19 protein-coding genes are annotated in these 23023 nt (G+C 69.7%); 6 read left to right on the forward strand and 13 right to left on the reverse strand.

From position 1 onward, the window contains the following. Window positions 1-77: 77 nt before the first annotated feature. On the forward strand, window positions 78-533 hold the full coding sequence (locus MHY20_RS02405) for a DUF3093 domain-containing protein (RefSeq protein WP_183374212.1): 456 nt from the start codon (window positions 78-80) through the stop codon (window positions 531-533). 113 nt (window positions 534-646) lie between these two features. Here MHY20_RS02405 and MHY20_RS02410 read toward each other — a convergent pair whose 3' ends face one another. Beyond that, window positions 647-949 (reverse strand): DUF4193 domain-containing protein, encoded by a 303-nt coding sequence (locus MHY20_RS02410; RefSeq protein ID WP_183374210.1) that lies wholly within the window; start codon window positions 947-949, stop codon window positions 647-649. 262 nt (window positions 950-1211) lie between these two features. On the opposite strand from MHY20_RS02410, the gene sepH reads away from it, so the two are divergent. Then, on the forward strand, window positions 1212-2615 hold the full coding sequence (sepH, locus tag MHY20_RS02415) for a septation protein SepH (protein WP_239374366.1): 1404 nt from the start codon (window positions 1212-1214) through the stop codon (window positions 2613-2615). 29 nt (window positions 2616-2644) lie between these two features. Here the strand turns inward: sepH and MHY20_RS02420 are convergent, their stop codons facing one another. Genes MHY20_RS02420 through MHY20_RS02430 form a run of 3 tightly spaced genes read right to left on the reverse strand, consistent with a single transcriptional unit; the run spans window position 2645 to window position 7076 of the window. Continuing rightward, window positions 2645-3793, reverse strand: coding sequence for a nucleotide pyrophosphatase/phosphodiesterase family protein (locus MHY20_RS02420; protein WP_183374206.1), 1149 nt, complete (start codon window positions 3791-3793; stop codon window positions 2645-2647). Then, the gene (locus MHY20_RS02425; protein ID WP_183374204.1) at window positions 3790-4350 is read right to left on the reverse strand and encodes a DUF5998 family protein; all 561 of its coding nucleotides are present in this window, start codon (window positions 4348-4350) and stop codon (window positions 3790-3792) included. Before MHY20_RS02425 ends, MHY20_RS02420 begins: the two co-directional genes overlap by 4 nt. Window positions 4351-4394: 44 nt before the next feature. Continuing rightward, window positions 4395-7076, reverse strand: a complete 2682-nt coding sequence (locus tag MHY20_RS02430; protein ID WP_239374369.1) for a GNAT family N-acetyltransferase — start codon at window positions 7074-7076, stop codon at window positions 4395-4397. A 69-nt stretch (window positions 7077-7145) separates the two neighbouring features. Here MHY20_RS02430 and MHY20_RS02435 point away from each other — a divergent pair, with 69 nt between their 5' ends. Then, window positions 7146-9620 (forward strand): DNA topoisomerase IV subunit A, encoded by a 2475-nt coding sequence (locus tag MHY20_RS02435; RefSeq protein ID WP_239374372.1) that lies wholly within the window; start codon window positions 7146-7148, stop codon window positions 9618-9620. Window positions 9621-9630: 10 nt separating this feature from the next. Here the strand turns inward: MHY20_RS02435 and MHY20_RS02440 are convergent, their stop codons facing one another. The 3 genes from MHY20_RS02440 to MHY20_RS02450 are packed head-to-tail and all read right to left on the reverse strand — an operon-like array spanning window position 9631 to window position 13468. Next, the gene (locus MHY20_RS02440) at window positions 9631-10551 is read right to left on the reverse strand and encodes a metallophosphoesterase (protein ID WP_239374375.1); all 921 of its coding nucleotides are present in this window, start codon (window positions 10549-10551) and stop codon (window positions 9631-9633) included. Continuing rightward, complete coding sequence (gene hisF, locus MHY20_RS02445) at window positions 10548-11333, reverse strand: imidazole glycerol phosphate synthase subunit HisF (RefSeq protein ID WP_183374196.1); 786 nt, start codon at window positions 11331-11333, stop codon at window positions 10548-10550. Before hisF ends, MHY20_RS02440 begins: the two co-directional genes overlap by 4 nt. After that, window positions 11330-13468: a DNA topoisomerase IV subunit B gene (locus MHY20_RS02450; RefSeq protein ID WP_183374195.1), complete on the reverse strand. Its 2139-nt coding sequence runs from the start codon at window positions 13466-13468 to the stop codon at window positions 11330-11332. The genes hisF and MHY20_RS02450 overlap by 4 nt, the downstream gene beginning before the upstream one ends. A gap of 172 nt (window positions 13469-13640) precedes the next feature. On the opposite strand from MHY20_RS02450, the gene MHY20_RS02455 reads away from it, so the two are divergent. Then, entirely contained in the window at window positions 13641-13859 is a 219-nt protein-coding gene (locus MHY20_RS02455) for a hypothetical protein (RefSeq protein WP_183374193.1), read from the forward strand. A 96-nt stretch (window positions 13860-13955) separates the two neighbouring features. On the opposite strand, the gene MHY20_RS02460 is transcribed toward MHY20_RS02455, so the two are convergent. The 5 genes from MHY20_RS02460 to MHY20_RS02480 form a co-directional block, all read right to left on the reverse strand. Beyond that, a complete protein-coding gene (locus MHY20_RS02460) occupies window positions 13956-14462 on the reverse strand; it encodes a GNAT family N-acetyltransferase (protein ID WP_183374191.1) in 507 nt (168 codons plus the stop codon). A 15-nt stretch (window positions 14463-14477) separates the two neighbouring features. Next, the gene (locus MHY20_RS02465) at window positions 14478-15908 is read right to left on the reverse strand and encodes an RNA polymerase sigma factor (RefSeq protein ID WP_239374444.1); all 1431 of its coding nucleotides are present in this window, start codon (window positions 15906-15908) and stop codon (window positions 14478-14480) included. A 348-nt stretch (window positions 15909-16256) separates the two neighbouring features. Further along, window positions 16257-16691: a universal stress protein gene (locus MHY20_RS02470; protein ID WP_183374189.1), complete on the reverse strand. Its 435-nt coding sequence runs from the start codon at window positions 16689-16691 to the stop codon at window positions 16257-16259. A 35-nt stretch (window positions 16692-16726) separates the two neighbouring features. Next, window positions 16727-17932, reverse strand: coding sequence for a homoserine O-acetyltransferase (locus MHY20_RS02475; protein ID WP_239374378.1), 1206 nt, complete (start codon window positions 17930-17932; stop codon window positions 16727-16729). 48 nt (window positions 17933-17980) lie between these two features. Beyond that, on the reverse strand, window positions 17981-19225 hold the full coding sequence (locus MHY20_RS02480) for a hypothetical protein (protein ID WP_183374185.1): 1245 nt from the start codon (window positions 19223-19225) through the stop codon (window positions 17981-17983). 130 nt (window positions 19226-19355) lie between these two features. On the opposite strand from MHY20_RS02480, the gene MHY20_RS02485 reads away from it, so the two are divergent. After that, window positions 19356-20501, forward strand: coding sequence for a polyprenyl synthetase family protein (locus MHY20_RS02485; RefSeq protein WP_239374381.1), 1146 nt, complete (start codon window positions 19356-19358; stop codon window positions 20499-20501). Here MHY20_RS02485 and MHY20_RS02490 read toward each other — a convergent pair. Then, window positions 20483-20800: an Rv2175c family DNA-binding protein gene (locus tag MHY20_RS02490; protein ID WP_183375300.1), complete on the reverse strand. Its 318-nt coding sequence runs from the start codon at window positions 20798-20800 to the stop codon at window positions 20483-20485. The two genes, MHY20_RS02485 and MHY20_RS02490, sit on opposite strands and share 19 nt — an antisense overlap. Before the next feature lie 118 nt (window positions 20801-20918). Between MHY20_RS02490 and pknB the strand changes: the two genes are divergently transcribed. Beyond that, window positions 20919-22961, forward strand: a complete 2043-nt coding sequence (gene pknB / locus MHY20_RS02495) for a Stk1 family PASTA domain-containing Ser/Thr kinase (protein WP_239374384.1) — start codon at window positions 20919-20921, stop codon at window positions 22959-22961. Window positions 22962-23023: the final 62 nt, after the last annotated feature.

Consider the following 23023-nt stretch of genomic DNA (forward strand, 5'->3'; position numbering starts at 1 on the left):
GTGCCCAGCCTATCGCCTGGATCTCCCCTCTCCGTTCCGACTTCAGTGCAGGCCCGGTGGTGGGTGATGATGGAGGAATGAACGATGACCTCTTCCGCGAACGCCTCTCCCCCGGCCCCGTCCCACTCATCGCGGGCGCTGTGTTCGGTGCCCTGCTGGGGATGATCCTCACCGTGCTGTCCACTGCAGCGGGTCTGGCCGTCGGCATCGCCGGCCTGATCGGTGTGCCGGCGATCCTCATCCTCACCTCCCCCGTGGTGCGGGTGACGCGGGAGGCTCTGCACGCGGGCCCGGCGCACATCAGCACGGACCTGCTGGGTGAGCCGGAGGTCCTCGACGCCGAGCGGATGCGCCGCGTGATGGGACCGGAGATCCGGCCCGACGCCTACCGCTGCACCCGCGGCTGGATCCGCACCGGCCTGCAGGTGCCGATCCTCGATGAGGAGGACCCGGCCCCCGCATGGGTCCTCTCGCTGCGCAGTCCGGAGGAGTGCCGCACTGCAATCCTGGCCGCTCAGCGGCAGGGCGCCTGAGAGCGCGGCACCCCGGGAACGACGACGGGCGGCCACCGCCGAGCACATGCTCGAAGTAGGTGGCCGCCCGTCGTCTGATCCGGTGCCGTGCGCCGGAGGGGCAGGGTGCGCGCTCAGGCGGCGGCGCACTCCTTGCAGATGATCATCTTGCCCTCGAGGTGGTCGATCTGACTGCGGTGCTTCACCAGGAAGCAGGAGCCGCAGGTGAACTCGTCGGCCTGGCGGGGCAGCACGAGGACGCTGAGCTCCTCGTTGGAGAGGTCGGCACCGGGAAGCTCGAAGCCCTCGGCCGCTTCGGCCTCGTCCTCATCCACCTCCGGGGAGGAGTTGTCGTTTCGGCGGCCCTTGAGCTCCTCGATCGAGTCCTCCGAGGAGTCCTCATCCTTCTTGAACGGGGCGTCGTAGTCAGTTGCCATGAGTGGATCCCATCGACGGTCTCTGCTGAACTTCGCGCGGGACCACCGGGTGCTCACGCGAATCTGGGGTAAACGCGAAGGATTATTGCACCCGGGGAGGGTCTGCGCAAATGGTTCGGATCGGCGGCTTCTCGGGTGTGGCGCGGCCCTCCGTGCGGGCCCTTCGACCCCGGTCGCGGCGAAGCGGCTGAGTGTTGTCCGCACAGGATGGGCGGGCCGACCCGTATGATCGTGGGGCACACGGCCAACGGAAGGACAGCAGATGCGCGAGCTCACTCTTCACGGACTCCACGATGACGGGGAGCACCTCGTCCTCAACGATTCCGACGGGGCTTCGTACCTGCTCACCATCGATGAAGCGCTGCGCGCCGCTGTGCGCCGCGACCGCCCCGCCCTTGGCCTGATCCAGGCCACCGAAGCGTCCTCGGTCCGGCCCAAGGACATCCAGGCGATGCTCCGCTCCGGTCACACCGTGGAGGAGATCTCGGAGATGTCGGGCCTGGCCGCCGAGGACATCCGCCGGTTCGAGGGCCCCGTGCTCGCCGAACGCTCCTACATGGCCCGCCAGGCGCAGCAGTTCCACCTGGGCCGCGGCTCCTCCGACAAGCTCGGCGAGGTCGTCACCTCTCGTCTGCATGCCCGGCGCGTGGAGCAGGAGCCGAACTGGGATGCGTGGCGCCGCCCGGACGGCACCTGGACCCTGCTGATGCAGTTCTCCGCGGGCTCCCGTGCGCGCACCGCGCAGTGGCAGCTCGATGTTCCCAACCGCATCGCGCATGCGGAGGACGACGAGGCGCGCTGGCTGTCCGATTCGGAGGAGGCGATCGCCGAGGACCAGCCGCGCACGCGCCTGCGCGCTGTCCGCAACCAGGTGTTCGATGTGGAGGCCGCAGACCGCGGACTCGGCCGCGGCGGTGCGGCCGACGTCCCGGCCCCGGTGCGCGGTCAGCATCCGTCGGCCCAGCAGGGCGCCGCCGGCCAGGCGCGCCCGCAGGGTCAGCAGGGCCCCCGCCCCATCACCGATGAGGAACTGGACCGCATCAACGCGCAGCGCGGAGTCCGCCCGGTCCCGCAGGCTCAGTCCGATGCTCCGACCCCGGGGGCCGGGGGAGGCTCCGAGAGCTCCGCGTCCGCGTCCTCTCCGTGGGTGTCGCTGACGGAGTCGGATGATCTGCCGAGCCGTGACACCGGTGAGGACCTCGGCACCATGCCGACCGATGACATGTCCGCGATCACCGCACCCGATGACCTGGACTCCGATATCGACCGCGCCCGCGCGCAGCGCGACGCGGCCACTTCCGCGGACGTGCCCACCCCGGTGCATCCGGCGCACACCGCTGATGACGACGCCGCCGCGGAGTACGCTGCGGAATCCGCCCGCTCCGAGCATGCGGATGCCGACTCACAGGAGGATCCGGACGGCGACTCGGGCTCCGGCCACAGCAGCAGCGACGAGTACGACGGTGACGATCACAGCAGCGATGACAGCGGCAGCGCCGGCGCCGATGAGGACCCCCAGGAGTCCGAGGACGAAGGTCTGAGCACGGAGGATCTCGAACCGCTGCCTGGGTTCGAGAAGCCGAAGAAGAAGCCGGAGAAGAGGCGTCGCGGCCGCTCATCCATCCCGAGCTGGGATGACATCGTGTTCGGCACGAAGGACCGCTGAGCCTCACCCGACCGGCCCGCTGGGCCCCGTCAGCCCAGTCGGATCAGTGGGATCTCCAGCTCCGCAGAGCTGAGCGACCCGTGCACTCCGCGCTGATCGAGGACCGCGCTGCTGACGAATCCGCTGTGCGTCAGCAGCGTCGCCCCGTTCGCCCAGACCTGCAGGTCGCCGAGCCGTTCCAGTGCGTGCGGCGCTGCCGTGCTCGCCGGCCCGAGCAGACCACAGGTGAGCAGCTCCTCGCGGGTCATCACCCAGCCGCGCTCGGCCACTCGGTCCTGGAGCCGTGCTGCGACCACGTCGGGATCCTGATCGCCGTGCAGGCGCAGTGTCAGGGCTCGGGGCTCCCCCGCCACAGCCCGCACCGCCGGGCCGACGCCGTCGATCTCGGCGAGGTCCAGCACCTGGGATCGGTTCGCGGGCACCATGCCGTGGTCGGCGGTGATCGTCACGCGGACGTCATCGCCCGCGGCGCGCAGCAACGCACCGATGGCCTGGTCGGCGTCTTCCAGGGCCTGCAACCAGCGCGGTGATCCCGGGCCGTCGTTGTGGCCGGCCTTGTCGACCTCGGCCAGGTGCACGTACACCACGCCGTTGCCGTGGGCGCGGCGCAGTGCCCGCTTCACGGCGGCGAGCCGCTGGCCGGAGCCCTTCAGTTCGATGAACTCCCAGCCGCGCTGCATCACCTCGGTGAGGAAGCTGCGTCGGTACCGCGCCGGCCCCACCTGTCCGGCGTACCGGCCACTCCGCTTCGCGGCCTGCCCGAGGTTCTTCAGCGGCATCCATCGCTCGGGCAGGATTCCGGGCGCGCCCGTCAGCTGCGAGATCGCCCGGTCACCGCCGTCGGTGCCGGGCGCTCCCGCGAACACGGTGTAGCCGAGCACTCCGTGCTGCAGAGGACTGAGACCCGTCAGCATGCTGGCGAGCACGGCGGCTGTGGTGGAGGGCGCGGTGGTCAGCACCGTGTCGGTGTGCGGGGCGAGGCGGCGCAGGGTCGGGGTGTGCGCTCGGTGCTGCTCCAGCAGCTGTGCGCCGAGGCCGTCCACGAGGATGACGAGGTCCAGGCCCGTCCGGGCGCCGTCGTCACCGGTGACGGCGTCGTGGATCGCAGCGGCAGCGGGCGGCAGGGCCCCGTCTCTCCCCCACCCGGCGGGGGTGATCAGCCCGTCCGGGCGGGTCATGCGGTGACGAGGTTGAGGTCGTCGAAGAATTCGAGGGCACGGTCGATCGCGTCGGGGCCGTCGACGATCGCGGACACCCGCAGCGCGAGGTCGGAGGGGCCGATCGTGCCGGTGTAGCCGTGGTCGGCGTCGCAGTTCGGGTCGTCGCACCAGGCGCGCTCCAGGTCGACGCGGCGGGTCGCGCCCCAGGAGATGCCGATGGTGATCTCCGCCTGCGAGTCGCTGACGACGCCGTCGCCGCTGGTGTTGTACGCCTGCGCGAGCCCCATGTTGTGGATGCGTTCGTGGCGGATCCGTTCGGTGCCGACGATCACCTGGTTCGGGTTGAGCGTGTCCTCGGACTCGTCATCGAGGTGCAGCACGATGAAGTGACGCGGCGTCAGCAGCAGCACCGTGAGGTGACGGCGCACCTGCGGGCCGTCGAACGTGGTGGCGGGGTGCACGAAGAAGGAGGTGACCTCGTGCCTGCTGGCGGCGCGTTCGAGGGCGGCGAGGGCGGTCTGCGGGAAGTACCCGGCGCGCTCGATCTGGTCGATCAGGGATGCAGGCAGAGTCATGCCCTCCAGTGTAGGCCGTGCTGCACCGGGGCCGCAGAGCCGGTTCAGGAGCTCGGCAGCAGGGTGCGGCGCAGGGAGTCCAGTCGGTTCGGTGTGCGCTGCACGGTGACGGCGGCGTCGATGACGCTGACGCCGTCGGCGCCCACCATGACGGGGTTCAGCTCCACCTGCGCGAGCGAGGGGTGCTGGTGGATGAGAGCGGCGGCACGCACCAGCAGGTCCTGCAGGGCGGGGGTGTCGGGCCGGTGGCCGCCGATCGTTTCGAACAGTTTGCCGGCGGCGGCGGGCCGACGGATCAGGGCGAGCGCCGATTCGGGGGTCAGCGGCGGGATGCCATAGGCGATGTCGCCGAGCCTGGAGGTGGCATCGCCCGCGATGGAGAACGCCAGCACCGGCCCCAGTGAGGGGTCCTCCCGCATCGTCAGGACGGTGGAGACGCCCGGGGGCGCCATCGACTGCACAATGAAGGAGTCCGCGGCGGCGGGCAGGGTTCGGCGCATGTCGGCGAGCACCGCATCGAGGTGCTGCGGCGAGGTGATGTCGAGGCGGACTCCGCCCAGGTCGGTGCGGTGGCGCAGGGGCCCGTCGGCGAGCTTCAGGGCGACGGGGTAGCCGATCTCGTCCGCGGCGGCACGCGCCTCCTCGGGGCCGGTGGCATGCACGGACGGGAGCACGTGGATGCCGTAAGCGCCGAGCAGCTCCGCGGTGTCCTCCGCATCGAGGCGGACGGGCTCGTCACCGAGGTGCCGGGTGATGACGGCGCGGGCAGCAGCCGCATCGGTGCCGTCCACCCGGTCGACCCCGTCCAGCACGGTGATTCGCCGCTGGGCGAACCGCACCAGTCCCCAGACGGCGCCCATGGCGCGTGAGGGGATGGAGAACACCGGCGGCATCGACGCGGACTCAGCGGCCGCTTCCCGCAGGGGCCGCATCCGCTCCTCGGGCGCCACCACCACCATGACGACCTGGACGGCGCTGTTGCGGGCGAGCACTTCGATCTCCCGCGCCACCTCCAGCAGGTCCCCCACCATGGGGTCGAGGATGCCGACCACGATGATGTCCGCGTGACCCGGCCCCGCCATCGAGGTGAAGGCGCGCGGGATGAGGCGCCGGTCCGCACCGACGGGGACGCGCAGGTTCTCGTGCGCAATGCTGAGGCCCAGGTCTTCGGCGGCGCCGCGCAGGGCCGCGCCGAGGCCCGGCGAGTTGGACAGCAGGCCGATGCGGGTGCCGTTCACGGTGCCTTCGCGGGCGAACACGTCCACCATGTCCATGAGGTGGTCCACGGTCTTCGCCTGGATGACGCCGGCGGCCTCCAGCAGCTGGTCGAGCGCCGCGCGCGGCAGAGCGGAGGGGCGCACCTGGTGCCCGGGCGGGGCCTGGTCGTCCACACCGGGCGGGCGCAGCACCAGCAGCGGCTTCACCTGCGCGATGCGGGAGGCGATGCGGGTGAACTTGCGGGGGTTGCCGACGGATTCCAGCGCCACTGCGATCAGGTCGACGCTGGCGTCGTCCTCCCAGTGCTGGAGGGTGTCGTTGAGGGAGAGGTCGGCGCGGTTGCCGGCTGAGACGAACTCGTGCAGCCGCACACCCCGCTCGTCCGCGGCGGCGAGCACCATCGCGGACAGGGCGCTGGACTGGGCGGCGAGCGCCACCGCACCCGCCTGGCCGGTGCGCGGGATCAGGGACACGTTCAGGGGATTCTCTCCGCCGTTGCGGAAGAAGCCGAGGGTGGCGGGCCCGAGCAGGCGCAACCCGTGCGCGCGCACCGTGGCGACCAGCTCCCGCTGCAGCTCGCGGCCGCGCTCCGCCGCGTCGGCGAAGCCACCGGACAGCACCACGATGCCCTGCACGCCTGCGGCGGCGAGGTCCGGCACGATGCGGATGCACTTCTCGGGGCTGATCGCCAGCACCGCGAGGTCCACGGGCCCGGGCACGTCCCGCACCCGCGCGTAGGCGCGCAGACCGGCGATCTCCCACGCCTCCGGGTTCACCGGGTGGACGGGACCGTCGAAGCCGGAGTCGAGGATCGCGCGGATCACGCGGGCACCGATGCGGTCCCGCTCACGGCTCGCACCCACCACCATGATGGACGCGGGGTGCAGCAGCCGTTCCGTGGTACGGGCCTCGGCGCGTCGCTCCCGTTCGGCGATCACTTCGACGCTGCGCGCGGTGGGGGTGATCGCGAAGTCGACCTGGAAGACACCGTCGTCATAGGTGCGGCGGACATCGAAGCCGGCATCGGCGAAGACGGACAGCATCTGCTTGTTCTGCGGCAGCACCTCCGCCACGAACGTGGTGATGCCGTTCTCCAGCGCCGCCGCTGCCAGATGCTCTAGCAGGATGGAGCCGAGGCCCCGACCCTGCAGGGAGTCGGCCACGTTGAACGCCACTTCGGCCTCCGTCGGCCCCACCCGGTCGTAGCGGGCCACCGCGACCAGGGCCCCGGAGATCTCCACGATGAAGGCCACCCGGTTGACGTTGTCCACTTGGGTGAACGTCTCCAGATCGGAGGGACTGAGCTCCGGCTTCGCAGCGAAGAAGCGGAAGTACCTCGAGCGTTCGGACTGGCCGCGGTGGAACGTCTGCAGGGCATCCGCGTCGCCCGGGGTGATGGGGCGCAGATGGGCGGCGGACCCGTCGCGCAGGGGGATGTCCGCCTCCCAGTGAGCGGGATAGGCGGGCTGTCGGCGGCGCGCTGAGCCGCGAAGACGTCCAAGGGCCATGATGTGATCCTACGCCGCCCGGGCCTGCGCTCCCGTGATTCGGGCCCGGCGTTTGCTTGAATGGTGGCCATGGCCCGCACACGCTCTGATCAGACGCCGCCTCCGATCAAGGAGAACATCCAGGACATCGATGTCACCAGTGAAATGGAGACGTCGTTCCTCGAGTACGCGTACTCGGTGATCTACTCGCGCGCCCTGCCCGATGCGCGCGACGGTCTGAAGCCGGTGCAGCGCCGCATCCTCTACATGATGGATGAGATGGGGCTGCGGCCGGACCGCGGGCACGTGAAGAGCCAGCGCGTCGTCGGCGAGGTGATGGGCAAGCTCCACCCGCACGGCGACTCCGCCATCTACGACGCCCTCGTCCGCATGGCGCAGGACTTCTCCATGCGCCTGCCGCTGGTGGACGGCCACGGCAACTTCGGCTCCCTCGACAACGGCCCGGCCGCCGCCCGCTACACGGAGGCGCGCCTCGCCCCCGCCGCCCTCCTGATGACCTCGTCCCTGCATGAGGACGTGGTGGACACCGTCCCCAACTACGACAACCAGCTCACCCAGCCGGAGGTGCTGCCCGCGCAGTTCCCGAACCTGCTGGTCAACGGCGCCGCCGGCATCGCAGTCGGCATGGCGACGAACATGGCGCCGCACAACCTCGTGGAGGTCATCGCCGCGGCCCGCCACCTGCTGGAGCACCCGGATGCGACCCTTGAGGACCTGATGCGGTTCGTGCCCGGCCCCGACCTGCCGACGGGGGCGAAGATCGTGGGCCTGGACGGCATCCGGGACGCGTACCGCACCGGGCGAGGCTCCTTCCGCATGCGCGCCACCACCACGGTGGAGAACATCACCAGTCGCCGCAAGGCGATCGTGGTGACCGAACTGCCGTACCAGGTGGGCCCGGAGCGGCTCGCGGAGAAGCTGCGGGATGCGGTGCAGCGCAAGCGCGTGCAGGGCATCACCGACTACCAGGACTACTCGGACCGCAGGAACGGCATGCGCCTGGTGCTGGCGCTGAAGTCCGGTTACAACCCGGAGGCGGTCCTCGCCCAGCTGTACAAGCACACGCCGCTGGAGGAGTCCTTCGGCATCAACAACGTGGCCCTTGTGGAGGGCCAGCCGCGCACCCTCGGCCTGCAGCAGCTGCTCGAGGTGTTCATCGCGCACCGTCTGGACGTGGTGCGCCGGCGCACCGAATTCCGCCTCGGTCGTCACAGCGACCGCCTCCACCTGGTGGAGGGCCTGCTGATCGCGATCCTCGACATCGACGAGGTCATCCAGATCATCCGCTCCTCCGACACCTCCGAGGAGGCCCGCACCCGCCTGATGCAGATCTTCGACCTGTCGGAGATCCAGGCGGAGTACATCCTGGAGCTGCGGCTGCGCCGCCTGACGAAGTTCTCCCGCATCGAGCTGGAGTCCGAACGGGACGAGCTTCTGCGGGAGATCGAACGCCTCAAGGAGATCCTCGGCTCCGATGCTCTGCTGCGCCAGCTGGTGTCCAGCGAGCTCGCTGAGGTGGCGAAGGAGCACGGGACGGCGCGCCGCACCATCCTGCTGGATTCGGAGGCCGCGCAGGTGGATCCGAAGTCCCTCGACCTCGAGGTGAAGGACGAACCCTGCCAGGTGGTCCTGTCCGGAACCGGCCTGATCGCCCGCATCCCCGCGACCGACACCGACGACCCGGCCGCCACACCCGCCGGCGCCACCCGCTCCCAGCATGACGTGGTGGTCGCGCGGGTGCGCACCACCACCCGCGCCCTCATCGGCGCCGTCACCTCCACGGGCCGCCTGCTGCACGTCAACGTGGTGGAGCTGCACGCGCTGGCCCCGTCGGCCGGCTCCACCTCGATGGCCGGCGGCACCCGCCTGACCGACCTGGTCTCCCTGGAGAAGGGCGAACGCGTGGTGGGCCTGGTGCGCGTGGACGAGGACGACACGCAGCGCGGCGGAATCGCCCTCGGCACCCGCGGCGGCGTGGTCAAGCGGGTCTCCCCCGCGTTCCCGAAGTCCGACGGGTTCGACATCATCTCCCTCAAGGACGGCGACGAGGTCGTCGCAGCTGTGGACATGGAGGACGATCAGGACGTCCACCTCGCGTTCATCACCTCCGACGCCCAGCTGCTGCACTTCCCCGCCTCGGGGGTGCGGCCGCAGGGCCGCGCCGGCGGCGGGGTCGCCGGCATCCGGCTGGCCGACGGGGCGGAGGTCATCGGGTTCAGTGCGTTCACCATCACGAAGGACGCCGCCGTGGTGACGATCTCCGGCTCCTCCGGTGCGCTCGCAGACGTCCAGACCGGGTCGCTGAAGGTGTCCGACGCCGCTGACTTCCCCGCGCGCGGCCGCGCCACCGCGGGAATGCGCTGCCACCGGTTCCTGCGCGGTGAGGACGTCCTGCTGAAGGGATGGGTGGTGAACGCCCCGGCGATGGCGTCCAGTGACGCCGGTGCGCCGATCGACCTGCCGTCCCCGATCGCGCGGCGCGACGGCTCCGGCTCCCCCACCGCGATCCCGATCGCTGCGGTGGGCCCGGGCACTGCGCTCTGAGCGGGGACTCTCAGGAGGCGCGCAGTGTGACGACGACGAGTTCGAACGGGTTGTTCAGTCGCAGCGGCGCCACCGAGTTGCCGAGTCCGCGCGAGATGATCATCGCGGTGTCCCCGGAGGTGTGCATACCCGCCGTGTAGGGCGGCAGCACCTCCCCTCCGGGACCGACGAGACCGGTCTGGTCATCGCGCTTCGGCGCCGTGGGCACACGGATGAGACCGCCGTGCAGATGCCCGGACAGCACCAGTTCCGCGCTGACCGTGGATGCCGTGTACTCCGGGAAGTCATCGGGACGGTGCGCCAGCAGCACGGTGAACGTCTCCGGGGACGTCCGCAGCTTCGCGAGGTTGCTGCGCGTCACCACCGTGTGGTCCTGGTGCTGTGCGACTGTGCCCCAGTCCATGTTGGGGTCGTCGATGCCGGCGATCTCGATCGCCTCACCGTCCCGTTCGATCCGCTGCACGTCATTGCGCAGAACAACGACGCCGGCGTCCTCCAGGCGCTGCAGGACCTCATCCACCTGGGGATATCCGGCTTCGTGGTTGCCGGTGATGAAATAGGTGGGCGCCACGTCGGCGAGGTCCTTCGCTGTCTGCACCGCGAGCTCCACCTCGCCGGGTGTGGAGTCGGCACTGATCTGGTCTCCGGTGATCGCGATGATGTCCGGATCGGCGTTCTGCACCTCGGCGATGAGCTTCCGGTTGCCGGAGCCGTGCTCGAAGGCGTGCAGATCGGACACCTGCGCGATGGTGAACCCGTCGAAGGCGGCAGGGACGGGGCTGTCCTTCGATGCTGACGTGACCTCGAAGCGGGTGGTGGACAGGCTGACCGTGTTGTCGTACACGAACCAGCCGGTGACGGCGACGGCCAGCACCAGCAGACCTGCGAGGACCACGGAGACGCAGCTGCGTCGGCGGTTGCGCCTGCTCATCGCACCTCGTGGCCGGCCGCAGCCAGCGCGCTCTTCACACCGGCGATCTCCACCTGGCGGAAGTGGAAGACGGATGCGGCGAGGACAGCATCGGCCCCCGCCTCCACCGCGGGCGGGAAGTGCTCGGCACTGCCGGCACCGCCGGACGCGATGACCGGGACTGTGGTGGCGCTGCGCGCGAGGCGGATCAGCTCCAGATCGAAGCCGTGCTGGGTGCCGTCGGCGTCCATGGAGTTCAGCAGGATCTCCCCCGCACCCCGCTCGGTGACCTCGTGGATCCATTCGATCGCATCGATGCCGGTGCTGCGGCGGCCGCCGTGGGTGGTGACTTCGAAGCCGGAGCCGGTGCGCGCGGGACCGTCGGGGGTGTCGTCGGTGACGCGGCGGGCGTCGATCGACATCACGAGCACCTGGGATCCGAAGCGGTCCGTGATCTCACTGATGAGGTCGGGTCGGGTGATGCCGGCGGAGTTGACGCCGACCTTGTCCGCCCCGGCGCGCAGCAGGCGGTCCACGTCCTCCACGGAGCGGACCCCGCCGCCGACGGTCAGCGGCACGAAGACCGTCTCCGCGGTGCGGCGCACCGTCTCCATCATGGTGCCGCGGCCGCTGCTGGTGGCGGTGATGTCGAGGAAGGTGAGCTCGTCGGCGCCCTGCGCGGCGTATTCGGCGGCGAGCTCAACGGGGTCGCCGGCGTCGCGGAGGTTCTGGAAGTTCACGCCCTTGACCACGCGGCCGGCGTCGACGTCCAGGCACGGGATGACTCGGATCGCGAGGCTCATGCGTCGATCCTCTCCATCGAGAGGTCGTCGGCGCCCTCCACGATGAACTGCTTGCGGGGCGCCACTTCGGAGCCCATCAGCAGTTCGAACATGCGGTCGGCGGCTTCGGCATCGGAGATGGTGACGCGGCGCAGCAGGCGCTGGGAGGGATCCATGGTGGTGTCCGCGAGCTGGTCGGCGTCCATCTCACCGAGGCCCTTGTACCGCTGGATCGGCTCCTTGTACCGCTTCTTGGAGCGTTCCAGCTTCTTCAGCAGGGTCGTGAGCTCCGCTTCGGAATAGGTGTAGACCAGTTCGTTCTTCTTCTTTCCGCCGTGGATGATCTCCACCCGGTGCAGCGGCGGCACCGCGGCGTAGATGCGGCCGGCTTCCAGCATGGGCCGCATGTAGCGGTGGAACAGGGTGAGCAGGAGGGTTCGGATGTGGGCGCCGTCGACGTCGGCGTCGCTCATCATGATGATCTTGCCGTAGCGGGCGGTCTCCAGATCGAAGGTGCGGCCGGAGCCGGCGCCGATCACCTGGATGATGGCGGCGCATTCGGCGTTCTTCAGCATGTCCGTGATGGATGCCTTCTGCACGTTGAGGATCTTGCCGCGGATCGGCAGCAGGGCCTGGAACTCGGAGTCGCGGGCGTTCTTCGCGGTGCCGAGCGCGGAGTCGCCCTCCACGATGAACAGTTCGGAGCGTTCGATGTCGGTGGAGCGGCAGTCGGCGAGCTTGGTCGGCATCGTGGAGGACTCCAGAGCGTTCTTGCGGCGCGAGACCTCCTTGTGCATGCGAGCCGCCACGCGGGCGCGCATCTCGGAGACCACTTTGTCCACCACGAGGGCGGCCTGTTGCTTCTCCTCCCGCTTGGTGCTGGTGAGGAAGGCGCCGAGCTCCTGGTCCACGACCTTCGCGACGATCTGCCGCACAGCGGGGGTGCCGAGGATCTCCTTGGTCTGGCCTTCGAACTGGGGCTCTTCGAGACGGACGGTGACCACGGCGGTGATGCCGGCGAGGACGTCGTCCTTCTCGATCTTCTCCTTCTTCGCGTTGAACTTCACCCGGCGTGCCTGCGCCTCGACCGCGGAGCGGATGGTGCGGGTGAGGGCGAGTTCGAAGCCCTGGATGTGGGTGCCGCCCTTGGGGGTGGAGACGATGTTGACGAAGGAGCGGACAGTGGTGTCGAAGTCGGTTCCCCACCGCAGGGCGATGTCGACCGCGCATTCGCGCTTGACGTCCTTGGACACCATCTGGCCCTTGGAGTCGAGGACGGGGACGGTCTCGGTGTACTCACCGGAGCCGGACAGGCGGATGATGTCGGTGATCTTCTCGTCCTGCGCGAGGTAGTCGACGAACTCGCTGATCCCGCCGTCGTACTGGTAGGTGGTGGATTCGGGCTGTTCGGGGGCGCGCTCGGGCCGCTGGTCGGCCACGGTGAGGGTGAGGCCGGGCACGAGGAATGCGGTCTGGCGGGCGCGGCGCTGGATCTCGTCCAGCGTCACGTGGGCGCCCTTGATGAAGATCTGCGGGTCCGCCCAGTAGCGGACGCGGGTGCCGGTGACGCCGCGCTTCACCGTCCCGATCTCATCGAGGACACCGGGGCCCTTCGCGGGGGTGAACTCGGCGGCCGGGTCGGGGTCCGACGGGTGCCCATCGGCGAAGGTGCCGGGGACGCCGCGGGAGAAGCTCATGGCGTAGGTCCTTCCGCCGCGGTCCACCTGGACCTCCATGCGGGAGGAGAGGGCGTTGACGACCGAGGCGCCGACGCCGTGCAGACCGCCGGAGGCTGCGTAGGAGCCGCCGCCGAACTTTCCGCCGGCGTGGAGCTTGGTGTAGACCACTTCGACGCCGGTGAGGCCGGTGCGGGGCTCCTTGTCGATGGGGACGCCGCGGGCGGTGTCGCGCACTTCGATGGAGCCGTCGGCGTGCAGGATCACGCGGATGGTGTCGCCGTGACCGCCGAGCGCTTCGTCCACGGAGTTGTCGAGGATCTCCCACAGGCAGTGGGTGAGGCCGCGGGAGTCCGTGGACCCGATGTACATGCCGGGTCGCTTCCGGACTGCCTCGAGTCCTTCGAGGACCTGCAGGTTCCGCGCGTCATAGGAGGAGGCGCGGGAGCGGGATGCGGACGTGTTCTTCGTGGCGGCCATGGTCTCGATTCTAGGGATGTTCGCCGCTGGAGGCTGGGCGCGCCACGGCGGATGTGATGCGGGCCGACGGATGCCGCCCTCGTGTCGGGGTCCGACCCGGGGTGTTTGCGCGCAGAGCGAACCTCCCCACTGTTTCGGTGCACGGGGGCCGGTCATTTGTTCTAATGGCCGTATGAACCAGACTCTTGAAGCACCTGTCCTGAGCGCGGCCGACCGCTGTGACCGCTGCGGTGCGCAGGCGTTCGTGAAGTATGTTCTGCAGGCCGGCGGTGAGCTGACCTTCTGCGCTCACCACTCCCGCGCCAATGCGGAGGCGCTGACTCCGATCAGCAGCCAGGTCATCGACGAGACCGAGCGCCTGGACCCGGCACCGCCCTCGATCGAGGACTGAGCGGTTGCGCTGCCCCGTCGGCGGCGCCACTGATGTGACAACGGCCCCTTCCGTGCAGCGGAAGGGGCCGTTGTCTGTGCGCGCTGACGCGTGCTGTCAGCCGCTGAGTGCGGAGGGGTCCAGGCGGTACTGCACCCAGACGAGGTCGTCGCGCCGCGGGTGGGGTTCGGTGACGCCGGTCTGCTGGAAGCCCATCCGCTCGTAGAAGCGGATCGCCCGAGCGGCGCCGCTGGAGACGTCGAGCATCAGCACGGGCCGTCCCCGGTCGCGCGCGAGGTCGGCCGCCGCCTGCATCAGTCGGGTGCTGACGCCGCTGCCGCGCGCCGAGGGACTCACGTACATGCCGACGATGTTGACCGCGTCCGCAGGGAGGTCGTGCTCGTCGGTGTACGGCTCATCGAGCACGCCGACCTGCCCCACGACAGCGCCGGTCTCATCGAGCGCTTGGAGGAAGGTGCGCAGTTCGATGTCGCGTCGCCAGTCGGCGTCGGTGAGGGCGTCGGCTTCGGCGAGGGTCTCCCAGAACTCGTCGGGGGCGTCGACCAGCATCTCGCGGCGGAGCCGCCGGTGCGACTCCAGGTGCCGCTGGTCAACGACCCGCACAGCGGGTTCCATGGATCAGTCGAGGTAGTCGCGCAGCACCTGCGAACGGGAAGGGTGGCGCAGCTTCGACATGGTCTTCGACTCGATCTGGCGGATGCGCTCACGGGTCACCCCGTACACCTTGCCGATCTCATCCAGGGTCTTCGGCTGCCCGTCTTCGAGGCCGAAGCGCATCGCCACCACACCGGCTTCGCGCTCGGACAGCGTGTCCAGCACCGAGTGGAGCTGCTCCTGCAGGAGCGTGAAGGACACGGCATCGGCCGGGACCACGGCTTCGGAGTCCTCGATGAGGTCACCGAACTCGCTGTCGCCGTCCTCGCCGAGCGGGGTGTGCAGGGAGATCGGCTCACGGCCGTACTTCTGCACCTCGACCACGCGCTCCGGGGTCATGTCGAGCTCCTTGGCGAGCTCCTCGGGCAGCGGTTCGCGGCCGAGGTCCTGCAGCATCTGGCGCTGCACGCGGGCGAGCTTGTTGATGACCTCCACCATGTGCACGGGGATGCGGATGGTACGGGCCTGGTCGGCCATGGCGCGGGTGATGGCCTGACGGATCCACCACGTGGCGTAGGTGGAGAACTTGTAGCCCTTGGCGTAGTCGAACTTCTCAACAGCGCGGATCAGGCCGAGGTTGCCCTCCTGGATGAGGTCCAGGAACAGCATGCCGCGGCCGGTGTAGCGCTTGGCGAGGGACACCACGAGGCGGAGGTTCGCCTCGAGGAGGTGGTCCTTCGCGGCGCGGCCGTCCTCCACGATGAGGGCGAGTTCGCGGCCCGCCTTGGAGCGGCGGCCGGACTCGTTCTGCTTCAGCTTGTGCTCGGCGTACAGGCCCGCTTCGATGCGCTCAGCGAGCTCGACCTCCTGAGCGGCGTTCAGCAGCGCCACCTTGCCGATCTGCTTGAGGTAGTCCTTGATCGGGTCGGCGGTGGCGCCGGCGGTCACGACCTGCTGCGCCGGGGAGTCGTCCTCGGTGTTGCGGATGGCGAAGCCCTTGGAGCCGTCGTCCTCGTCGTCATCGGACTTCTTGGTGCCCTTGATCTTGGCGGCGCCGACGACGTCGTCATCCTTCTGCTCCGGCGGGGTGTCGTCATCCGAGTCATCGGCGTCCTCGGCGTCCTCGACGGCGTCAGCGTCCTCGTCGAGCTCCTCGTCCTCGAGGTCCTCCGGCTCGGCCACGTCCTCGTCGACGTCCTCGGACTTCTTCTTCGGCGTGGACGACGCGGCGGCGGACTTCTTCGGCGTGCTCGCCTTCTGCTCGGCCTTCTCCTCTGCGGATTCGCCGGCAGCGGCGGCCTTCTTCTTGCCGCGGGAGGCGGGGCGGCCGGTGATCTCGACGCCTTCGAGCTCTTCGAGCTTCCTGGAGAGGAAGGCGACGCGGTACGGGGACACCCCGAGGGAGCGCGCTGTGGCGCGGAGGTCTTCGTAGTCGACGGAGGCGGGCGAGCCCATCTCCTTCATGACCGTGGAGACGAGTTCCTTCACATCATCGGGGGTCTTCGTGGCGTCTGACACAGAGTTCCTTCGTTCTACGGCTCGGATTGCCATCGGCTCGGGCTGCGAACCGGTCCGCGCGGCGCGTCGACTGCGGCGGAGGGGCCGGCGCTGTGCGGGCGGGCGGCGCTGGTCTGGGGCCTTCGGTCGAGCATCGGCTCACCGAAGGGCTGCTCGGACTGTTGCGTCCAGCGTCCATTATAACGGGACATAGTCCTCAATCATTCCCGTGTCCAGAACGGCGTGACCCTCGCCTCAGAAGATTCGTTCTCGTCGGGCCGGCGGCGCGGGGCCAGCAGGCGGCGATCAGGCGGCGCTGACCTCGTCCGGCTTCACGACGAGCACGGGGCACGGGGCGCCGAGGATGAGTTTGCGCACAGCCTGCCCGAGGTTGAGCTTTCCGGTCAGGGACTTGCGGCGGAGCCCGACGATCAGGAGTTCGGCGCCGCGGCGCTCCGCGATCTCGTTGAGGCGATCGCCCACGTTGATGTCGGAGGATTCGTCGATGACCAGTTCGAGGGATTCGAGGTAGCGGCGGATCTCCGGGGAGAATCCAGCGGCGATCCGGTGCAGCGCGCGGGTCGCTTCGGCGCGTTCGGCATGAGTGAGTCCGTGGTCCGGGTGGTGGTACGCGTGGGAGATGATCACGAGATCGCTCTGGCGCTGATGCGCTTCCCGAACGGCTGCGCGCAGGGCGGCATCGCCCTGCTCACCAGGGGCGTACGCGGCGACGACTGCCATGGCGCTGCCTTTCGTCGAAGGGTCGTGGGCCCACGTTACCGCGCCGTCGCGCCCCCAGGGTGCGGTTTCGCCGACGGCCTCTCGCCGTCCGATCCATCGGCGTCCCGCAGCAGGTCCTCGACCCTGCGATTGAGGGGCGGCGAGTCGAGGAGGAACCCGTCGTGCCCTGCCGGCGAATCGATCACGAGCAGGTCTGCGTTCGGGATGTGCCGGGCGATCAGCTGGGAGTCGGTGACGGGGAACAGCCGGTCGGAGTCGACCGCGGCAACGAGAGTGCGGGCGGTGATGCGGCTGAGGGCGGTGGGGATGCCGCCGCGTCCGCGGCCGACGTCGTGCGTGCTCATGGCGCGGGCCAGAACGGTGTAGCTGCCGGCGTCGAATCGGCGAGCGAGCTTGTCGGCGTGGTGGTCGAGATAGCTCGTGACGCGGAATCGGCCGTCGCGGGTGCCGACGGGGTCCTCGTCCGCCTGCGGGCCGTTGCCGAAGCGGGTGTCGAGCTCGACCGCGGTGCGGTAGGTCGTATGGGCGATGCGGCGGGCGACACCGAGCGCTGCGGCCGGACCGCTGTCGGCATCGAGGTGATGGTAGTCGCCGCCGGCGAACCCGGGGTGCGCTTCGATCGCGGCGATCTGTGCGCTGTTCCAGGCGATGACGTCACCGCTCGCCCGGGCGGAGGTGGCGATGACGGCGAGGCGCTCCACATCGTCGGGGTGCGTGACGGCCCATTCGACGGCGCGCATGCCGCCCATCGATCCGCCGATGACGAGCGCCCATGCGTCGATGCCCAGGTGGTGCTGGAGGAGGCGCTCGGCGGCGACCTGGTCCCGGGTGGTGAGGTGGGGGAAGCGGGAGCCGTAGGGAGCGCCGTCGGGGGCCTGGCTGGCGGGACCGGTGCTGCCCTGGCAGCCGCCGAGGATGTTCGGCGCGATGACGAAGAATCGGTTCGTGTCGATCGGCCTGCCGGGCCCCACGAGGTGCGGCCACCAGCCGGCTGTGCGGTGCCCCGGCCCCGCGTCGCCGCAGACGTGCGAGTCGCCGGTGAGGGCGTGCAGGACGAGCACGGCGTTGGATGCGTCGGCGTTGAGCTCGCCCCAGGTTTCGTAGGCGAGGCGGACCGTCTCGAGGCGCTGCCGGTTCTCGAGGTCGAGTGCACCGAGGTCCGCGAATCGGCGGTTGCCGACAGGGTCTCCGGGCAGCCACGCGCCGGTCGGACGGGTGGCGCGGTCCTGCACTGCCGTCATCTGCATCCTTCCCTGGACGTGAGGTCTTCTCCGCCCGGACGCGAGGCGTCACAGCAGGCGGCTGCCGGTGCTGGAGCTCCGCACGAGTGCGCACGAATCGGCGTCGAGCCAGGGGTGGACGAGGAGTCCCTCCATCATCGGCTCGAGCAAGCCTGCCAGTCGGTGGTCGGGACAGGTGAGAAGAACAGATCCGACTTGTCTCGCCATGTCGCCGAGTCGGGTTGTCCACCAGTTGACGAGGGCATTGTGCAGAACGATCGTGGCCAAAGATTCGACCATTCGGTCCGGCATTTCGTCCGGCGGTGCCAGCTGCCAGAGGCGCCAGAGCTCCCCCAGCAGCACATCGACTGAACCACCAGGCAGGACGGCTTCGGTCGGCACAAAGTCGGGATCGGTGCAGATCGCGTGCAGCAGTGACTGCGGCGTGTGATCAGCATTCATTCCGCGATTCATCACGGCGGTGAAGAATGCATCGCTGAACGCGGAATCGGTCATTGCGTGGAGGAATTCGGTGAGGTGTTCATACAGCGACATGCGAGTGCCGTCGGCGGTGCGGACCTGCGCCTCGCGGCGCAACCAGCCGGGTCCGGTCGCCGCCAGATCCAGGAGGTCGCGGGCCTCCGCCGCCGGGTCCAGATCGGGTATGTCAGACCGAGCCTGGCGCTGCAGAGCGTCGATGAATCGGCTCAGCTGGTCGGGTGACAGTGCGGCCTCGTCCTCGGGCCTGAGGAACAGGGGCCGCCCGCGGGAGACCGCTTCGGCTGCGACAGCACTGTCGGCGAGGTCCCCGAACGGCACCGGGTCGCTGATGGGCCCGTCGGCCCCCACATCGATGCTGACGCGCCCGGAGATCAGCCAGGTGCGGACGCAGCCGACGAGCTCCCGATGCAGGGTGAGGGCGTCATGAGTGGAGGCGGCGAGATCAGCCAGTGAGAGGAGCTGCCCCGGGTCGTCGGCCAGGGGCGGCTCGCCGACGAGAAGAGGGTCGCCGTCGGCCGGGACAGTTCCGACGACGAGCACGCGCATAGCGCTGTACCCCTGTTCGAGGAGGGCGTGGACGTTCCGGGCGAGGACGGAGTGGTAGAAGCCGGGGTCACTCCAGCACTCGGCGCGGATCCGCATGATGGCGGCCAGATGTCCGTCGGAGTCGAACGGGAAGAGGATCACGCCGTGCTGCGGGATAGCGCCGTAGTGGGTGCTGACGGCGGCGAGGAGTTCGCGGGAGTCAGCGCCGTGGATGGTGATGGGATCATGGTGGTCGCCGGTGAAGGCGCTGCTGGGTGCGTTCGTCATGCCCGCCAGCCTGGCTCGTGCACGGGCCTGTCGCGAGGAGTCCGTGCGGTGTGGGGATGAGTGCGGGTGTGGATCATCAGTGCGCCGGGATCCTCTGGGATACTGGAAGCCCCCAAGGAAAGAGGTTCGCGTGCCCATCACCACCGCCGAGTCCGTCCGCACCCGTGTCGCCGCTGAGCTGGACCGCTTCATCGCCGAGCAGGCGGAGGCGCTCTCCCCGATCGCACCGGAGCTGCGGGACATCACCGACACTCTGACCGGCTTCTTCGCGGGTGGGAAGTTCCTGCGGCCCCTGTTCGTGGTGACCGGCGGCCTCGCCGTCCCCGCCGGCGACCTGGACGCGAGTACGGCGACGACCACCGGCGATGCGCCCGCCGACGCGATTCCAGCCGATCTCATCACCCTCGGCGCCGCTGTGGAGCTGATCCAGGCGGCGGCACTGATGCATGACGACGTCATCGACAACTCCCCCACTCGCCGCGGCCGACCCGCTGTGCACGAGGCCGCGGCGACGCGCCACCGGGCCGATGGGTTCGACGGCGACGCCCGCCATTTCGGGCTCGCCTCCGCGGTCATCATCGGCGATCTGGCGCTCTCGTGGGCGGAGCAGCTCGCGTCCTCGGTGCTGAGCGGTCCCCGGGCACGGGCCCAGTTCGATGCGCTGCGCACCGAGGTGATGGCGGGGCAGTACCTCGACATCCTCAACCAGATGGGCGGGTTCCGTTCGGCGGCCGCCATGCGGGAGGCGTCTCAACGAGTGACGCGGTGGAAGACCGTGCCGTACACCGTGCTGCGGCCGCTTCTGCTGGGGGCGGCTCAGCGCGGCGGGGACGATGACCTCCTCGCGGCGCTGGAGGGGACGGCAGTGCCGCTGGGGGCCGCGTTCCAGGTGCGGGACGATCTGCTGGGCGTGTTCGGCGATCAGGCCGTGATCGGCAAATCAGCCAGCAGCGACATCACCGAGGGCAAGCGCACCACCCTGCTCGCCCACGCCCTCGAGCAGGGCACCGACGAGCAGCGGGAGGTCCTGCAGCGCATCATCGGCAACGATGAGGCGAGCGCGGAGGATGTGGAGCAGGTGCGGGAGGTCTTCACTGCGACAGGGGCGCGGGAGCGCGCAGAGCGGGACGTCGCCGCCGGCGCCGCCGCCGCGTACACCGCGCTGCGCGAGCGGGTGGAACCGCTCGCCGACGGGACCGCCGTCCGGATGCTCAGCACTCTGATCGCTCAGGCGACCGGGTGTGAGGCCGACGGGTCTCAGAACGCGAGGGACTGAGCGCGTCGGCGGACTTCGCCGCGCTGTCCCTCACGGAGGCGGTCGATCGGACGGCCGGGCAGGGTCTCGTCTTCGGTGAAGAGCCACTCGATGATCTCGTCGTCCCGCAGCTCCTGGTCCTGCAGCAGGATGATGGTGCCCTTGAGGTTCTTGGTGACGCGGTCGCCGTCGAGGAACAGCGCCGGGGTGACCCGCACGTTGTCGTCGTTGCGGACGGTGATGAGCTCCCGCTCCTCCAGCAGGCGGTGCACGCGGGAGATGGACAGGTCCAGCTGCTCGGCGACGTCCGGCAGAGGCATCCACTCGCCGACGAGCGCGGTCAGGTCAGAGAAGGTCAGGTCGTTGTCGTTCACGCTGTCACTATATTTCACGGTGTCGATGCAGGGTTCGTGCGGACGGACTCTCTAGTCTGTGGGTGTGACGAGTGCGCCGAGTCCTTCCCCTGAGGCCGGCCTCATCCTCGACCAGCGCTACCGCGTGGACTCCAAGATCGCCCGCGGCGGCATGGCCACCGTGTTCCGCGGTTTCGATGAGCGCCTGGAACGCCCCATCGCGCTCAAAATCATGCACCCGCATCTGGCGGAGAACCCCGACTTCATCCGCCGCTTCGCCCGGGAGGCCCGCTCCGCGGCGCGCCTGACCCACCCGCATGTGGTCGGTGTGTTCGATCAGGGTGAGGACTTCGGCCACGTCTACCTGACGATGCAGCTGGTGGAGGGCGAGACCCTGCGCCAGGAGCTGCGTCGGGAGGGCCCGCTGACTCTGCGCCGTGCTCTGCGAGTGGGCCGGGACACGCTCGCCGCGATCGACGCCGCCCACCGGTCCGGCATCATTCACCGCGACATCAAACCGGAGAACGTCCTCGTCGCGGAGGACAAGGACGTCCTGGTCGCGGACTTCGGCCTCGCCCGCGCCATCGACTCCGCCACCGCCAGCGCCACCGGCACGCTGCTGGGCACCGTGGCGTATGTGAGCCCGGAGGTGGTGACGAAGGGCTTCTGCGATGCCCGCAGTGACCTCTACTCCTGGGGCATCCTCCTGTTCGAGATGCTGACCGGCCGTGTTCCGTTCACCGGTGAGTCCCCGGTGCATGTGGCGTATCAGCATGCGCATGAGGATGTGCCGGCGCCGTCCACGATCAACTCGGCGGTGCCGCCGTCGGTGGATTCGATCGTGACGTGGGCGTGCTCCCGGCTGCCGTCCTCGCGTCCGTCGCGCGCCGCCGCGCTGCTGGATGCGCTGGACGAGGTGATCGCACAGCTCAGCGATGCCCAGCTCGATGCTGCGCCTGCAGTCCACGATGAGGACTCCCCCACGCATGATCTGCCGCGGCTGACGCGCACGATCCCGTCGGCCGAGGAGCACTTCCCCGACCTGACGTCGACGCTGCCCGCCGCTGCCCCGGTCCCGTTCCCGATCGATCCGGATGACGACGCCGCCGCCGACCCCGGTGGCGACGGCGGCGCCGCTGCCACCGGATCCACTGCGGTGGAGCGCGACGAATCCGCGCGTGAACTCACCCTCGGTCCCCGCACCCAGACACACGGCCGACATCTGCACGGCCCGCTGCGCTCGGTCCCCGCCCGCATCGCAGCCCTCGCCCTCGCCCTCGCGGCCCTCGGAGCATGGGGCGTCGCCGGCAGCCAGTGGTACGCCTACGCCGGCCCCGGTGCGGAGCGGACCGTCCCCGTGCTCGCGGGCACTCCCCTGACCGACGCGGAGAACGTCCTGGCCGCCCAGAACATCGACACCCGGACCGTGGAGCAGTTCAGCGCGGAGGTGCCGAAGGGGCACATCATCAGCGTGGATCCCGCCGCCGGAGCCACCATCAAACGCGGCGACACCATCACCGTGGTGGTCTCCAAGGGCGAGGAGCTTTTCGCGGTCCCCGACGTCACCGGCAAGCCCGTGGAGGAGGCGACGGCCGCTCTGGATGACGCCGGCTTCACCGTGGTGGAGGACGACCCCGAGTTCGACGAGAAGGTGCCGAAGGGCACGGTCATCTCCCAGCAGCAGGACGGCGACGCCCTGCCGAAGGGCGCGGAGGTGCACGTCACGGTCTCGAAGGGCCGCGAGCCGATCGCCGTCCCCGTGGTGACGGGCGCCAGCCCGGACCAAGCGCGGACCCGCCTCGAAGCCGCCGGCCTCACGGTCAAGCAGACGGAGGCGTTCTCCTCAGCCCCGAAGGGCACGGTCGCCTCCCAGCAGCCGGCCGACGGGTCCCTCTTCCGCGGCGATGCCGTCACGATCGTTGTCTCGAAGGGGCCGGAGATGGTGAAGGTGCCCAACGTGTTCGAGAAGCCCGAAGCGGCCGCGAAGGCGGAGCTGGAGAAGGCCGGCTTCACCGTGTCGGTCGAGCACGACAAGGGTGAGCCGGTGTTCGGCAAGGTGTACAAACAGGACCAGGCCGCCGGCTCCGAAGCGGAGAAGGGCTCCACCATCACCATCCGGGTGTTCTGACCCGCCGCTCCGCCCGCAGCGCACAGGACGGCCCCGCCTCAGATCCTCGAGGCGGGGCCGCT

It is taken from the genome of Helcobacillus sp. ACRRO (assembly GCF_022347125.1).
Classification (GTDB): domain Bacteria; phylum Actinomycetota; class Actinomycetes; order Actinomycetales; family Dermabacteraceae; genus Helcobacillus; species Helcobacillus massiliensis.